General features: G+C 60.5%; 19 protein-coding genes. 10 read left to right on the top strand and 9 right to left on the bottom strand.

What is annotated here, in order from left to right; genetic code table 11:
* Positions 1-74 precede the first annotated feature (74 nt).
* Both N8H71_RS23700 and N8H71_RS23695 read right to left on the bottom strand, forming a co-directional pair.
* Positions 75-290, bottom strand: a complete 216-nt coding sequence (locus N8H71_RS23700; protein WP_039766311.1) for a TIGR02450 family Trp-rich protein — start codon at positions 288-290, stop codon at positions 75-77.
* A complete protein-coding gene (locus tag N8H71_RS23695; protein WP_262195878.1) occupies positions 287-1,273 on the bottom strand; it encodes an NAD(P)/FAD-dependent oxidoreductase in 987 nt (328 codons plus the stop codon). Before N8H71_RS23695 ends, N8H71_RS23700 begins: the two co-directional genes overlap by 4 nt.
* Positions 1,274-1,470: 197 nt before the next feature.
* Here N8H71_RS23695 and N8H71_RS23690 point away from each other — a divergent pair, with 197 nt between their 5' ends.
* Positions 1,471-2,373, top strand: coding sequence for a TIGR01777 family oxidoreductase (locus tag N8H71_RS23690; RefSeq protein ID WP_262195877.1), 903 nt, complete (start codon positions 1,471-1,473; stop codon positions 2,371-2,373).
* 13 nt (positions 2,374-2,386) lie between these two features.
* Entirely contained in the window at positions 2,387-3,409 is a 1,023-nt protein-coding gene (gene hemH / locus N8H71_RS23685) for a ferrochelatase (protein WP_262195876.1), read from the top strand.
* 97 nt (positions 3,410-3,506) lie between these two features.
* On the opposite strand, the gene N8H71_RS23680 is transcribed toward hemH, so the two are convergent.
* On the bottom strand, positions 3,507-4,781 hold the full coding sequence (locus N8H71_RS23680; protein WP_262195875.1) for a uracil-xanthine permease family protein: 1,275 nt from the start codon (positions 4,779-4,781) through the stop codon (positions 3,507-3,509).
* A gap of 2 nt (positions 4,782-4,783) precedes the next feature.
* Positions 4,784-5,422, bottom strand: coding sequence for a uracil phosphoribosyltransferase (gene upp, locus N8H71_RS23675; protein ID WP_007951682.1), 639 nt, complete (start codon positions 5,420-5,422; stop codon positions 4,784-4,786).
* 165 nt (positions 5,423-5,587) lie between these two features.
* Here upp and N8H71_RS23670 point away from each other — a divergent pair, with 165 nt between their 5' ends.
* The 3 genes from N8H71_RS23670 (at position 5,588) to N8H71_RS23660 (ending at position 7,154) form a co-directional block, all read left to right on the top strand.
* The gene (locus N8H71_RS23670) at positions 5,588-6,145 is read left to right on the top strand and encodes a hypoxanthine-guanine phosphoribosyltransferase (RefSeq protein ID WP_007951681.1); all 558 of its coding nucleotides are present in this window, start codon (positions 5,588-5,590) and stop codon (positions 6,143-6,145) included.
* A 178-nt stretch (positions 6,146-6,323) separates the two neighbouring features.
* Entirely contained in the window at positions 6,324-6,803 is a 480-nt protein-coding gene (locus N8H71_RS23665; protein ID WP_262195874.1) for a hypothetical protein, read from the top strand.
* A 63-nt stretch (positions 6,804-6,866) separates the two neighbouring features.
* A complete protein-coding gene (locus tag N8H71_RS23660) occupies positions 6,867-7,154 on the top strand; it encodes a PA4642 family protein (protein WP_007951679.1) in 288 nt (95 codons plus the stop codon).
* Positions 7,155-7,227: 73 nt separating this feature from the next.
* Here the strand turns inward: N8H71_RS23660 and mqo are convergent, their stop codons facing one another.
* On the bottom strand, positions 7,228-8,736 hold the full coding sequence (gene mqo / locus N8H71_RS23655) for a malate dehydrogenase (quinone) (protein WP_115079176.1): 1,509 nt from the start codon (positions 8,734-8,736) through the stop codon (positions 7,228-7,230).
* A gap of 700 nt (positions 8,737-9,436) precedes the next feature.
* On the bottom strand, positions 9,437-9,670 hold the full coding sequence (locus tag N8H71_RS23650) for a hypothetical protein (RefSeq protein WP_039766297.1): 234 nt from the start codon (positions 9,668-9,670) through the stop codon (positions 9,437-9,439).
* A 190-nt stretch (positions 9,671-9,860) separates the two neighbouring features.
* On the opposite strand from N8H71_RS23650, the gene N8H71_RS23645 reads away from it, so the two are divergent.
* On the top strand, positions 9,861-10,445 hold the full coding sequence (locus N8H71_RS23645) for a YajG family lipoprotein (RefSeq protein WP_262195873.1): 585 nt from the start codon (positions 9,861-9,863) through the stop codon (positions 10,443-10,445).
* 57 nt (positions 10,446-10,502) lie between these two features.
* Here the strand turns inward: N8H71_RS23645 and N8H71_RS23640 are convergent, their stop codons facing one another.
* Entirely contained in the window at positions 10,503-10,709 is a 207-nt protein-coding gene (locus N8H71_RS23640) for a hypothetical protein (protein WP_039766399.1), read from the bottom strand.
* Between the two features lie 193 nt (positions 10,710-10,902).
* Between N8H71_RS23640 and N8H71_RS23635 the strand changes: the two genes are divergently transcribed.
* The gene (locus N8H71_RS23635; RefSeq protein ID WP_007951673.1) at positions 10,903-11,181 is read left to right on the top strand and encodes a hypothetical protein; all 279 of its coding nucleotides are present in this window, start codon (positions 10,903-10,905) and stop codon (positions 11,179-11,181) included.
* Between the two features lie 49 nt (positions 11,182-11,230).
* Here N8H71_RS23635 and N8H71_RS23630 read toward each other — a convergent pair whose 3' ends face one another.
* Positions 11,231-12,394: a 1-acyl-sn-glycerol-3-phosphate acyltransferase gene (locus N8H71_RS23630; protein ID WP_170929378.1), complete on the bottom strand. Its 1,164-nt coding sequence runs from the start codon at positions 12,392-12,394 to the stop codon at positions 11,231-11,233.
* 142 nt (positions 12,395-12,536) lie between these two features.
* On the opposite strand from N8H71_RS23630, the gene N8H71_RS23625 reads away from it, so the two are divergent.
* Genes N8H71_RS23625 through N8H71_RS23615 form a run of 3 tightly spaced genes read left to right on the top strand, consistent with a single transcriptional unit; the run spans position 12,537 to position 13,649 of the window.
* Positions 12,537-12,719, top strand: a complete 183-nt coding sequence (locus N8H71_RS23625; protein WP_011335896.1) for a CPXCG motif-containing cysteine-rich protein — start codon at positions 12,537-12,539, stop codon at positions 12,717-12,719.
* A gap of 9 nt (positions 12,720-12,728) precedes the next feature.
* Positions 12,729-12,989, top strand: coding sequence for a putative signal transducing protein (locus N8H71_RS23620; protein WP_011335895.1), 261 nt, complete (start codon positions 12,729-12,731; stop codon positions 12,987-12,989).
* A 36-nt stretch (positions 12,990-13,025) separates the two neighbouring features.
* A complete protein-coding gene (locus tag N8H71_RS23615; protein ID WP_085684750.1) occupies positions 13,026-13,649 on the top strand; it encodes an SOS response-associated peptidase in 624 nt (207 codons plus the stop codon).
* 136 nt (positions 13,650-13,785) lie between these two features.
* Here the strand turns inward: N8H71_RS23615 and N8H71_RS28975 are convergent, their stop codons facing one another.
* Positions 13,786-14,529: a methyl-accepting chemotaxis protein gene (locus tag N8H71_RS28975; protein WP_371857322.1), complete on the bottom strand. Its 744-nt coding sequence runs from the start codon at positions 14,527-14,529 to the stop codon at positions 13,786-13,788.
* Positions 14,530-14,556: the final 27 nt, after the last annotated feature.

Here is a 14,556-nt window from a genome sequence, read left to right as displayed (position 1 = left end):
GATCTGTACAACATTCTTTCAGCATAGATTCAAAGGTGTACAAGTCAAATCATTTGTACAAGTTTTTGAGGTTTTCAGCGCCAGCCCATTTTCCAGCGTGAATCATCCTGCAGGGCATGCCAGTCGCATTGCTCGGTACGCCGGGTCAGCACCGCCTGCAACTCGATTTCCAGCACCGTGCCGTCCTCGTCGCGGAACAGTTCGGTCACCAGAAAATGCTTTTCACGGTTTTGCGGGTGGGCTGCTGTCCATTTCGACAGCAGCAATTTGCGCGGGTTGATGCGGTTCACTGCAGGTGTTCGTGCAAACGTCTTGCAGCCTCCTGACCACTGAGCCACGCCCCTTCGACCCGACCCGACAGGCACCAGTCGCCACAGGCATACAGGCCCAGATCAGCGTCGGCCAGGGTGCCCCATTCATGGCTGCTGGCTGGCCGGGCATAGAGCCAACGGTGGGCGAGGCTGAAGGTCGGGGCCGGCATGGCGCTGTGCAGCAATTCGGCGAAGGCGCCGTGCAATTGTTCGATTACAGCTTCCTTGGGCAGGTCGATGTGTTGCCGGCTCCAGGCACTGGTGGCGTGCAGGACCCAAGTGTCGCACGTGGTGTCGCGTCCCGGTTTGCTGCGGTTGCGGGCCAGCCAGTCGAGGGCGCTGTCCTGGACGAAGCAGCCTTCGATCGGCGTATCCAGCGGCGTGTCGAAAGCGAGGGCGACGGCCCAGGTCGGGTCCATTTTCACCCCGGCAGCGGCTCCGGCGAGTTTCGGTGCTGCGGCCAGCAGGGCGGTGGCTTGCGGCGCCGGTGTGGCGATCACGACGTGGCTGAACGGCCCGTGGGTGAAGCCTTCGGCGTCCTGCAAGTGCCAGTGTTCTTCGCCGCGATAGACCTCGGTGATGCGGCAGGCGAAGTGCACTTCCAGACCATCGAGCAATCCACGGGTAATGGCGCTCATGCGTGGCGTGCCGACCCAGCGGGTCTGTTCGTCCGGGGACAGATTCAGTTGACCGCCATGAAAGGTGTAGAGCTGCGGTTGCCACTCGGCGACCCAGCCCTGGCTTTGCCAGCGTTGCACCTCGGTCACGAAACGCCGGTCACGGGCGGTGAAGTATTGCGCGCCCATGTCCAGCGAACCGGCGTCGCTGCGCTTGCTCGACATGCGCCCGCCGCTGCCGCGGCTTTTATCGAACAACTGAACGGTATGCCCGGCATCTGTGAGGGCCTGGGCGGCGGAGAGTCCGGCGATGCCGGTGCCAATGATTGCGATAGGTACAGTCATAGGGGCCTCGTTTACCTTTCTGTACAGACTACGCCGTGGATGAAACCTGTACAATTTTGTTTTTTGGTATAACTTTCAGCGTTCTCGTTCTGACAGCTTGGCCTATGGTTAAACAATAGAGCCTGCCCGATAGAAAAGATCCCTGTTTATAAAAATAGACTAGTGATCGGGGTAAAACGCCACGCGAGGAAGAAGTCATGCACATATTGCTGACCGGCGGTACTGGATTGATCGGACGTCAGCTTTGCCGGCACTGGTCCGGGCAGGGGCATCGCCTGACGGTCTGGAGTCGTCGTCCGGAAAAAGTCGCGAAAATCTGTGGCGCCCAGGTGCGTGGAATCGCACGTCTGGAGGACTTTGGCGACGAGCCGGTCGACGTGATCGTCAACCTCGCCGGCGCGCCGATTGCCGACCGGCCGTGGACCCATCGGCGCAAGGCGTTGTTGTGGAGCAGCCGGATAACGCTGACCGAATCGTTGCTGGCGTGGATGGAGCATCGCGGGCAGAAACCGTCGCTGCTGATCTCGGGTTCGGCCGTGGGTTGGTACGGTGACGGCGGCGAGCGTGAGTTGACCGAAGACTCACCGCCGGTGATCGACGATTTCGCCAGCCAGTTGTGCATCGCCTGGGAGGAAACCGCGCAACGCGCCGAAGCGATGGATATTCGTGTGGTGCTGGTGCGAACCGGGTTGGTGCTGTCGGCCGAGGGCGGCTTTTTGTCGCGCCTGCTGCTGCCGTTCAAGCTCGGGCTGGGCGGGCCCCTGGGCAACGGTCGGCAGTGGATGCCGTGGATTCATATCGATGACCAAATCGCCCTGATTGATTTTCTTCTGCACCGCAATCAGGCGAGCGGTCCTTATAATGCGTGCGCGCCGAAACCTGTGCGCAATCGCGAATTCGCCAAGACGCTGGGCAGCGTGCTGCACCGCCCGGCGTTCATGCCGATGCCGGCCCTCGCGTTGAAGGTCGGGCTCGGCGAGATGTCATTGCTGTTGCTGGGTGGCCAACGCGCCACGCCAAAACGCTTGCTGGAAGCGGGATTCACTTTCCGGTTCACGGATTTACGCGCGGCCCTGGACGATCTCTCCAGCCGCCTCTGAAATAGGACGTTGCATGACCGATCACGCCTTGCTTCTGGTCAATCTGGGCTCGCCGGCCTCCACTTCAGTGGCCGACGTGCGCAGCTACCTCAATCAATTTCTGATGGACCCGTATGTGATCGACCTGCCGTGGCCGGTGCGGCGTCTGCTGGTGTCGCTGATCCTGATCAAGCGCCCGGAGCAGTCGGCCCATGCCTACGCCTCGATCTGGTGGGACGAAGGCTCGCCGCTGGTGGTGCTCAGCCGTCGCCTGCAACAGCAGATGATGTCTCAGTGGACCCATGGCCCGGTTGAACTGGCCATGCGTTACGGCGAGCCGTCGATTGAGACAAGCCTGTTGAAACTGGTCGCGGCGGGGCATAAACGCATCACCCTCGCACCGCTTTATCCACAGTTCGCCGACAGCACCACCACCACGGTGATTGAAGAAGCCAAGCGGGTGGTGCGCGAGAAGAAGCTCGATGTGCAGCTGTCGGTATTGCAGCCGTTCTACGATCAGCCGGAATACCTCGACGCGCTGGTGGCGAGTGCCAAGCCGCACTTGCAGCAGGATTACGATCACCTGTTGCTGAGCTTCCACGGTTTGCCGGAACGACACTTGAAAAAGCTCAATCCGGGGCACAGTTTCGAGGGCGGCGGCGATTGCTGCGCCGGTGCACCGCCGGAAGTCGTTGCGACCTGCTATCGCGGCCAGTGCCTGCGTACGGCAGCCGAGTTTGCCAAGCGCATGGGCATCCCGGACGGTAAGTGGTCGGTGTCGTTTCAGTCGCGGCTGGGCCGGGCGAAGTGGATCGAACCCTACACCGAAGCGCGGCTGGATGAGTTGGCCAAAAGCGGTGTGAAGAAGATTCTGGTGATGTGCCCGGCGTTTGTCGCCGATTGTATCGAGACCCTGGAAGAGATCGGCGATCGCGGCAAGGAACAGTTCCGCGAGGCAGGGGGAGAGGAGTTGGTGCTGGTGCCGTGCCTGAATGACGACCCGCAATGGGCGAAGGCGTTGGCAACGTTGTGTGAGCGGGCGCCACTGGCCCTCTAAAAGCATCGCCAGCAGGCTGGCTCCCCCAGGAAAGCGCATTCCAATGTGGGAGCCAGCCTGCTGGCGATAGCGGCCTTTCAGGCGATGAAGCTAAGGCTTAGATCAGCGGCTCATCCGCCTTCTTCTGTTTCCAGCTGTCGTTGCCCGGCAGAATCAGGTTCAGCGCAATCGCCACCACCGCGCACAGCGCGATGCCTTTGAGGCCAAAGTCATCGGGACCTGTGCCGGTGCCGACCAGAACGCCGCCGATACCGAACACCAGGGTCACCGAAACGATCACCAGATTGCGCGCCTCGCCCAGGTCGATCTTGTGACGGATCAGGGTGTTCATCCCCACCGCCGCAATCGAACCGAACAACAGGCACAGAATCCCGCCCATCACCGGCACCGGAATGCTTTGCAGCAGGGCGCCGAACTTGCCGATGAACGCCAGGGTGATGGCGAAGATCGCCGCCCAGGTCATGATTTTCGGGTTGTAGTTCTTGGTCAGCATCACCGCGCCAGTCACTTCCGCGTAGGTGGTGTTGGGCGGGCCGCCGAACAGGCCGGCAGCCGTGGTGGCGATGCCGTCACCGAGCAGGGTGCGATGCAGGCCCGGCTTCTTCAGGTAGTCGCGACCGGTCACGCTGCCGACCGCAATCACGCCGCCGATGTGCTCGATCGCCGGGGCCAAAGCTACCGGGACGATGAACAGGATCGCCTGCCAGTTGAACTCCGGCGCGGTGAAGTGGGGAAGTGCAAACCATGGGGCTGCCGCAATCTTCGCGGTGTCGACGACACCGAAGTAGAAGGACATGGCGAAACCCACCAGCACGCCGGAAATGATCGGCACCAGACGGAAGATGCCTTTGCCGAACACCGCCACGATCAGCGTGGTCAGCAGCGCCGGCATCGAGATCATCATCGCGGTTTGGTAGTGGATCAGCTCCGAACCGTCACCGGCCTTGCCCATCGCCATGTTCGCGGCAATCGGCGCCATGGCCAGACCGATGGAGATGATCACCGGACCGATCACCACCGGTGGCAGCAGACGGTCAATGAACCCGGTGCCTTTGATCTTCACGGCCAGGCCGAGGAAGGTGTAGACGAAACCGGCCGCCATCACACCGCCCATGGTCGCCGCCAGGCCGAACTGGCCCTTGGCGAGAATGATCGGGGTGATGAAGGCGAAGCTCGACGCCAGGAACACCGGCACCTGACGCCCGGTGACGATCTGGAACAGAATCGTGCCCAGACCTGCGGTAAACAGTGCCACGTTCGGGTCCAGGCCCGTGATCAGTGGCATCAGCACCAGGGCGCCGAAAGCCACGAACAGCATCTGTGCGCCGGACAGCACCGTGCGCCAGAGCGGATCGTTGAACTCTTGCTGCATGCTTACGCGTCCTTCTGCTTGGTGCCGAAGATCTTGTCACCGGCATCGCCAAGCCCAGGAATGATGTAACCGTGCTCGTTGAGTTTCTGATCGATGGACGCGGTGTAGATGATCACGTCCGGGTGTGCTTTTTCGACAGCGGCGATGCCCTCCGGCGCGGCAACCAGCACCATCGCGCGGATGTCCTTGCAACCGGCTTTCTTCAGCAGGTCGATGGTCGCAACCATGGAGCTGCCGGTGGCGAGCATCGGATCGATGATCATGGCCAGGCGTTCGTCGATTTCCGGAACCAGTTTTTCCAGATAGGTGTGGGCCTGCAGAGTTTCTTCGTTACGGGCAACGCCGACGGCGCTGACCTTGGCGCCCGGGATCAGGCTGAGCACGCCTTCGAGCATGCCGATGCCGGCACGCAGGATCGGCACGACGGTAATCTTCTTGCCGGCGATTTTCTCGACCGACACAGTGCCGCACCAACCTTCGATATCGTAGGTTTCCAGCGGCAGGTCTTTGGTAGCTTCATAGGTCAACAGGGCACCGACTTCCTGAGCGAGCTCGCGGAAATTCTTGGTGCTGATGTCTGCACGGCGCATAAGGCCAAGTTTGTGACGGATCAGCGGATGGCGGATCTCTTGGATGGACATGGGGAAAGGCTCCGGCGGCGGGCAAAAAAACCGGCCTAGATTAATCTATCCGAGGGTGATGTCCTATAGGACATACAGTACGTTAGTCCACAAATGCTTGATTCGGCCGTGCGGGATGCGTACCTTTGCCCGCTTTTCCGAAACAGACCCCCCTTGGAGAGCGCCATGTCCGCTGATCTCGAGCATATCCGTCAAATCATGCGAGAGGCTGACTGCCTGTACACCGAAGCTGAAGTCGAGGCTGCCATTGCCCGCGTCGGTGCACAAATCAACGAACAACTGGCCGACAGCAACCCGGTGGTGTTCTGCGTGATGAACGGCGGCCTGATCTTCTCCGGCAAACTGCTGACCCATCTGCAGTTCCCGCTGGAAGCGTCCTACTTGCACGCCACTCGCTATCGCAACGAAACCAGCGGCGGCGACCTGTTCTGGAAAGCCAAGCCGGAAGTCTCGTTCATCGACCGCGACGTGCTGATCATCGACGACATCCTCGACGAAGGTCACACCCTGGGCGCGATCATCGACTTCTGCCGTCACGCCGGCGCGCGCAAAGTGCACACTGCCGTGCTGATCGACAAGGACCACGACCGCAAGGCCCGTCCTGACCTGAAAGCCGATTTCGTCGGTCTGCCATGCATCGACCGCTACATCTTCGGTTACGGCATGGACTACAAAGGCTACTGGCGCAACGCCAACGGGATCTTCGCCGTCAAAGGCATGTAAGCACCTGCATTGTCTCCTGTGGGAGCGAGCTTGCTCGCGAAAGCGGTGTGTCAGTTTCAGATATTTCGACTGACCCGACGCCTTCGCGAGCAAGCTCGCTCCCACAGTTGTTTTCGGTGTGCTGATCCATCCGCGATACCCATGCTAGAGTGCTCGGCCCCGTCCCCCGGAGCCCGTCATGAGCCTCTTGATCCGCAGCTGCGCCGCCCTGTTGCTGACCCTCAGCCTGCCCCTGGCCGCCGCCCCGATGCACAGCCAATTCCTGCCGCCCGACGATCTGACCCTGCGCGATGCCGAACCCGAGCAGCAGCAACTGCTGCAGGTCACCGACTATTCCGTGGTAGTGGGCGCCCAGCGCCAGTCCAACCAACAGCCGATCCCGGTGACTTCGCCATTGATGATCCGCCTAAAGGGCAAATCCCTGAACAAGGGCGCGACGATCAATCAAGTTCTGGTCAATTTCGATGGCGAAAGTAAAAGCCTGAAAAAACCGGTGTATGACGACAAGAGCAAGACCCTGACGCTCTTTTATCCGCTCGCCCAGTACCGGGTGGTGATCGATCTGCTGCGCAACGACACCGTGTATTGCCAGTTCCTGAACTACGCCAACGGCCATATCTGGGCCGATTTGCACACCGGCAGCACGCGCTCGCGTTGAGCCTTGTGCCCGCGCAGGGGTAAACTGCCCGCCCCGTGAAATGTCTGCGAGCTGGAGTCGGCAATGCGTAAAGATAAGAAGCAAGTGATTGGTGACGAGATCGGCGATGAGCAGATCAAGCTGTTCCTCGATTTTGAGCCGGTCGACGCCACCTCGCCGTCGCTGCACAAACTGGTCAAGGCTTACCGTGGCCTGCGCATCGACGATTTCGAACGTTTCCTGACGTTCTTCGTTGCAGCCGGTTATGACGTGGACGGCAAGGACGAGCACGGCAAGACCTTCGTCGACCAGATCCGCGATCAGCGCAACGCCCCGGAATACATCGAGCTGATCGAGAAAGCACGCGGCTGATAGCCCGAAGTTTTCCACAGGCAAAAAAACGCCCCGCACTCACCGAGTGCGGGGCGTTTTTCATGGAGCCGAATCAGGCGTAGCTTTCGGTCTCGTTGCTGGCTTCAACCAGTTCCAGCGCGACGTTGTTCTGCGTGTTGATCTTGCGATACAGCGCAGCGTCGGTTTCCAGGACCTTTTCACGGGCCGGGAAGATTTCCGCCAGTTTGGCAGCCCACTCACCCTTGGCCTTGGCCGGGAAGCATTTCTCGATCAGTTCCAGCATGATCGAAACGGTCACCGAAGCGCCTGGCGAAGCGCCGAGCAGGGCGGCGAGTGAGCCGTCTTTTGCAGCCACCAGTTCGGTACCGAACTGCAGGATGCCGCCTTTTTTCGGGTCTTTCTTGATGATCTGCACCCGTTGGCCGGCCACTTCCAGGCGCCAGTCTTCGGCTTTCGCCTCCGGGTAGAAACGGCGCAGGGATTCCAGGCGCTGTTCCATCGACTGCATCACTTCGCTGACCAGGTACTTGGTCAGGTCCATGTTGTTTTTCGCCACGGCCAGCATCGGCCCGATGTTGCCGGCGCGAACCGACATCGGCAGGTCCATGAAGGAGCCGTGCTTGAGGAACTTGGTGGTGAAACCGGCGTATGGCCCGAACAGCAGGGATTTCTTGCCGTCGACCACGCGGGTGTCCAGGTGCGGCACGGACATCGGTGGCGAACCCACGGCAGCCTGGCTGTAAACCTTGGCCTGGTGATGTTTGACCACTTCCGGGTTGTCGCAACGCAGCCACTGGCCGCTGATCGGGAAGCCGCCGAAGCCTTTGCTTTCTTCGATGCCCGAAGCTTGCAGCAGCGGCAGGGCCGCGCCACCGGCGCCGAGGAACACGAATTTGGCGTCGACTTCACGGCTGCTGCCGCTGTTGACGTCCTTGATGCTGACGGTCCAGCCGTTGGCGTTACGCTTCAGACCGGTCACTCGCTTGCAGTACTTGACCTGGGCATCCGGAGCGCTGGTCAGGTGCTTGAGCAACTGATTGGTCAGTGCGCCGAAGTTGACGTCGGTGCCGTTGATCACGCGGGTGGCGGCGAGTACCTGGTCTTTTGGACGACCCGGCATCATCAGCGGCATCCACTCGGCCATCTTCGCCTTGTCTTCGGTGTATTCCATGTCGGCGAAAGCGTGGTGCTTGTGCAGCACGTTGAAGCGTTCCTTGAGGAATGAAACGCCTTTTTCGCCTTCGACGTAGCTCAGGTGTGGAACCGGGCTGATGAAGGATTTGCACGAGCCGAAGGTGCCTTTCTTGGTCAGGTACGACCAGAACTGCTTCGACACCTCGAACTGGGTGTTGATGTGCACGGCTTTCTTGATGTCGACGGTGCCGTCGGCAGCCTGCGGCGTATAGTTCAGCTCGCACAGGCCGGCGTGGCCGGTACCGGCGTTGTTCCATGGGTTGGAACTCTCCGCGGCACCGGAATCCATCAGCTCGACGACTTCCAGCTTGATCGCCGGGTCGAGCTCTTTGAGCAGTACTGCGAGGGTGGCACTCATGATGCCGGCCCCAACCAGAACTACGTCGACTGCTTCGTTATGCGCCATTTAACGCGTCTCCAAAATCTGCAGCACCAAATTGTCGGCATGGCTGCCAGGCGTCCAGGGCAGGTCAGTTAAGCCCCGGGTATCCTTGGTCAGGTGTGCCATGTCCGAATCTTCGCAATTTTTCGCAACTTCGACGGATGCGTGCGGCCTGGCTTAAAGAGTCCCATGAACTCATTTCGGCACGCGGCTGGCAATTCGACTTATGGTCGAGACATCCGTTTGTGCAACCAAATCCGTAGCGGACAGGCTTCAGGCTCCGGTAGTCGAGGCGTTCCCGTTCCTGTGTCGTTGGGCTGTTTCAGACGCTAATGGTGCATGTTCAGACGCAAAACTATTCATTTGCTCGCCACACTCTTGTGAAGTTGTGAAAACCCGTTTTTTTCACGCTCTTTTGAAGACGTGAACCTCAAAAAGGGCTGTCCGGGGCTGGCACCGTGCCCGGAGGGGCAAACAACTCAGTGGCCGAGCGTCATGACAGCTCTGCAGATTCGCGAAAAGCGGGATTTGCCAGGGAAACAGCAAGCACGCCAGCTTCACTCGATCTGTGTGGGCGGCTCTCTGTGGGCGATTTGGATGCCAATGCAAGCGCATTGACGCTGTTGCGGGGCCCGATCAGGAGACGTCCTTATAATCGGGGGGAGATTGTATCGAAGAAATGCGGGGAGTTGGTCGAGTTTAATGACTTTTATTAGGCATCCGGTCAGATGCTCAACATCGCCTGAGCACGCGCACGTGGACGCTGCTGTTCGACCCGGGCGCTGGCAGGCAAGGGTTGGTGCAACCAGTTGAGACGGATTTCCTCGATTTCCACCCAGCCGTCGCCCATCGGTTGCAGGCTGCATTGCTTGAAGGCCTGACAATGGCCGTTGCGGTCGAGCAGGGCGAAGCTGCGGTGCAGCGGGCGTGGGGCGAACAACGAGATCAGATAGCGCATGGCAGTGTTCCTTTTGGGGATCTGTGAAGAAGATTGTCAAAAGGCCGTGACGCGAACGTGTATGGGGGGTGAAGAATGTGTGACAGGAACCGCTGGCGGCGGGGTTTGTCTGACATTTCAGTGCTGGTGACCCACAGTGGCCCACCGCTATACTGCCGGCCTGTCTGTGCCTGATTCTGGAGAGAAGAGCATGTTGCAACGCCTGTTGTTCGGTTTGATCACTGTGACCAGTTTGACCCTGGTTGGCTGCGCCCACAGCCCGCAACAACTGAGCCCGGAACCGAAGCTGACCACCCAGTTGGCACCGGTCGGCCATGGCCAGCCTGTCGTGGTCCGCGTGGTCGACGGTCGTCCGTCGCCAACCCTGGGCACCCGTGGTGGCCTGTACCCGGAAACCAGCGCCATCACCGTACAGCGCGAGCAGGTCCTGCCGAAGTTGCAGGCCCAGGCCGAAGCGGCCGTGCGTCTGCTGGGCTTCACCCCGTCCAACGGTGCGATGAATGCTCCACAACTGACCGTGACCCTGACTGAACTGAAATACCAGTCGCCGAAAGAAGGCATGTACGTGACCGAGGCCACCATCGGCGCGACCTTCCGTTCCGACGTGCAGAGCGGCAACCGTCGCTACAGCGGCCGTTACGGTGCTTCGCTGGATCAGCGCTTCGGCATGGCGCCGAACCAGGAAACCAACACCAAACTGGTCAGTGACGTGCTGAGTGATGCACTGACCCGTCTGTTCAAGGATCCGAGCATCGGCCAGATCCTCGCCGAATAAGCTATGCGCCAGATGTGAAAAAGCCCGGAGCCAGTGATGGCCCCGGGCTTTTTTCATTCAAGCGGCTTGCGAATAGAAGTCGAGGACGCTGACCCCGGTCAGCAGATCGGTCTCGGGCAAGTCCGCATGCTGGTGCCCGCCGAGGGCGCAATACACCAGCCAGTGGCGGTCCTGAACATTGAAGGCCAGGCTGCCGACGAGGGTCTGCTGTTCGTCGGACGGGGAGATGAGGTACAGGCGATCCTGGTTTTCAGCGTGAAGCATGTCGCGTTCCGTGTCGGTTTCGAGGCGCGCAGGGTGACTGAAACAAATGACGATGCCGTGACACAGGACAGCCATCGGTCGATTGAGGGGTTATTTGTCGCAAAGGGTAGGGCAGTCGGGGAGTGTTTCGGTAGAATCCGCGCCGCGGTCGTCGGTCTGGCGTTCGCCATACCGGTTTAAATTGAGGTCTGTGATGTCGCTGCACTTGATGACGCTGTTTACCGCCCATCCCGCCAAACTGATCAACCTGCTGGCCCTGCTGTTGGCCTTCCCCGGCAGTTGGCTGCTGCACGCGACCCGCCGCCGTGAACAACGGGCGATGGCCAGTATCGCGGCCCAGCGTCAGAGTCAGCCGAATCAGGAGCCGGTGCTCGATTGGGCGACCCTGCGCATGAACCGCTTCTTCTACCGCTTCGGTTTTGCCTGCCTGGGCCTGGCGTTGCTGGTGTCGTGGATCAGTACCCGCTTCTGAACGAAAAACGGCGCCCGAAGGCGCCGTTCTTGTATCTGACTGAAACCGCTTACAGCGGCAAACCAGCCTTGACCCGGTACTGATTGCGCACCGGCGTCGCATATTGCAGCACCAGATACGGGCGATGCTCCTCGGGGCAGGCGTCCAGGCGGTTCTGCCATTCTTCCTGGGCCTTGGCCAGTTCCTCGGCGCCAAACACCTCGGCAGCCTTCGGCACGTTCAATTGCGGATCGGCATCGGCCCACTGCGCGTACGCCAGGTAATGCACCGGGAACAACCGGTAGCCACCGAGAATCTGCTTGTCCATCTCGACCGCCAATTGCTTGGTGTCTTCGAACAGCTCAGTGATCGGCGCGGCGAAGTTCACGTGCACCCGGCCCTTGTAGCCGGTGATGCCCTTGGCAATGCTCACGTCATCCTCGCCCGGCGCCTTGCTGTAGGTGCCGGTGGTGGCGCGGATGTACAGCTCGCGGGCCTTGGCCTGGTCGCATGGGTCGTATTCGTAGCTGATCGACACCGGGGTCAGGTTCAGCGACTGGATGACTTCGCCGAACGGCTCGTCCTTGCGGCTCATGTGGAACATCTTGAGGATCGCCGACTCGGTACGGTCGTCGCCATCCTTCGCGCGGCCTTCGGCCTGGGCGATCCAGATCGAGGCGCAGTCGTTGCGGATCGAGTGGTTGATGTAGGCCGACAGCAGTTGATAGGCGGCCATTTTCTCGCGGCGCCCGGTGATCGAGCGGTGAACGATGAAGCTTTTGTTCAGACGCATCAGGTCGCTGACGAAAGGCTTTTGCAGCAGGTTGTCGCCAATCGCAATGCGCGGGGTCGGCAGGCCGGCGTGGTACACGGCGTAGTTGACGAAGGCCGGGTCCATCACGATGTCGCGGTGGTTGGCGATGAACAGATAAGCGCTGCCGGACTTGAATTGCTCGACACCGGTGTAGGTCACGCCGTCGGTGGCGCGCTCGATGGTGTGGTCGACGTAGAACTCGACCTTGTCCTGCAAAGTGGCCACGGAGGTCACGTCGGCAAACTCACGACGCAGCCGATGGGCTATAAGTGGTTTGAGCATCCAGCCGAAGGCACCGGCAAAACGCGGGAAGCGGAAGTGGGTGAGGATATCTAGAAACGCCTTGTCGCCGAGCAGTCGCGCCAGTACCGCAGGTACTTCGCTGTCGTCGTAAGGTCGGATGGCATCGAATTCGCCCATCATGCTCTCTTGTTGGAAACGGCTAGGGTAAGTAAAGGTTTTGATCGAAAACCAACGGGGCACGGTCTGAAAAAGTAGCCAGACAAAAATAGCCCTGCAAATAGACCGGCGATTATACGCACAAGTCACCCGGGAGACCGCGATGCTGGAAAGCGCAGTATATGAATGTCCGTATTGTGGTGAAGAGGTCGAGACGACTGTGGATCTCTCCGCTGGCGACCAGACCTATATTGAAGACTGTCAGGTGTGTTGTCGGCCGATCACCTTTGTGTTGCAGGTCCATGGAGAGGACTGGTTTCTGGAAGTCTTCAGCGAAAACGAGTGAGGCGCGCCCATGCAGCGAATCTACGAGCCGGAAAACCTGATGGAAGGCGAGATGCTCAAGGGCATGCTCGCCAGCGAAGGCATCGAGGCGCATCTGGTCGGGCGCGATCTGCTGGGCGGCACGGGGGAGTTGCCGATCTTTGGTCTGCTGGGTTTGTCAGTGGATAACGACCAGGCCGAATACGCCCGCGAGCTGATCAGTGCGTACAATGCCGCGCTGCCGCTGCCCGGCGATGAACCGGACAGCTATCCCGGGACGCTGGTCTGTTAGGCTGGCGTTCGTTTTATTTGTGAGTCGTGCTGCCCCATGTGTGGACGTTATGCCCTGTTTCGCTGGAACCGCGATTTCGCGAGCCTGCCAGGTTTTCCTGCCGATCAGCAGGCCCAGTGGAACATTTCCCCCAATGACTCGGTGTTGATGCTGCGCGCCGAACCCGACGGCCAGCGCACGCTGGCCCGTGCCCGTTGGGGGCTGACACCGCCGTGGCTGACCGACATGTCGCGCACGCCGGCCCACGCCCGGGCCGAAACCGTCGCCGAACAGCCGATGTTTCGCGAAGCCCTGCGCCTGCGCCGCTGCCTGCTGCCGGCCAACGGTTTCTACGAATGGCGTGGCACCACACGCAAGCGCCCGTACTGGCTGACGCCGGGGGAAGGTTCTTCGTTGTTTTTTGCGGCGATCTGGGAGGCGTATCCGGTGCAGGAACAGGTGTGGCTGAGCACTGCGGTGATCACCCAGCCGGCGGCCAGTCAGCGCCGGCCATTGATTCTCGATGAGGCGGGGCAGGCGGCATGGCTCGATCCCGAAACGCCGCTGCATGTCCTGCAAGGTTTGCTCGCCAGCGAACCTGCCGCCTTGCGCGAGCGAGTGCTGGCGAATCTGGTCAATGATCCGAAACTCAACGGGCCGGAGTGTTTGACCCCGGCCTGATGTGTTGTTGCTTCCGGCCCCTTCGCGAGCAGGCTCGCTCCCACAGGGATAGCGTGTGATCACAATGTGTGTGCACCCAAATCCAATGTGGGAGCGAGCCTGCTCGCGATAAGGTCCGAAGGACCTTCCGACGGTTTTACACCTTGAACTGATTGATCAACCGCCGCTGCTGCTCCGCCAGTTTGGTCAGATCCGCACTCGCCGAACTCGACTCATCCGCACCACCGGCCACTTCATTCGCCACTTGACCGATGTTGATCACGTTGCGGTTGATGTCATCGGCCACCGCACTCTGCTCTTCGGCGGCGCTGGCGATCTGGGTGTTCATGTCATTGATCACCGATACCGCCTGAGTAATGGTCTCCAGCGCTTCGGCTGCCTTCGCCGCGTGCTGCACGCTTTCGTCGGTGCGGTTCTGGCTGTCTTCCATGACCCGCACCACATCGCGGGTGCCCTGTTGCAGTTGCTGGATCATGCTCTGGATTTCTTCGGTGGCCTTCTGGGTCTTCTGCGCCAGGTTGCGCACCTCGTCGGCTACTACCGCGAAACCGCGTCCTTGTTCACCAGCGCGAGCCGCTTCGATCGCCGCATTGAGGGCCAACAGGTTGGTCTGCTCGGCGATCCCGCGAATGGCGATAAGGATCGCGTTGATGTTCTCGCTGTCCTTGGCGAGCGTCTGCACCACGTCCACCGCCTTGCCGATTTCCACGGCCAGTACGCCAATCGAATTGGAGGTGTCGCGCACGATCTGCATGCCCTGACTGGCCGCCTGATCGGCGTGGCTGGCGGCTTGCGCCGCCTGGGTCGCGTTGCGCGCCACGTCCTGGGCGGTGGCGGTCATTTCCTGCACGGCGGTGGCCACCTGATCGATCTCGGCCATCTGTTTCTGAATGCCGATATTGGTACG

Source organism: Pseudomonas koreensis (assembly GCF_025447595.1).
Taxonomy (GTDB): domain Bacteria; phylum Pseudomonadota; class Gammaproteobacteria; order Pseudomonadales; family Pseudomonadaceae; genus Aquipseudomonas; species Aquipseudomonas koreensis_H.
Note: the sequence above shows the minus strand (reverse complement) of the source record. Positions and strands in the feature narration are given on the sequence as shown.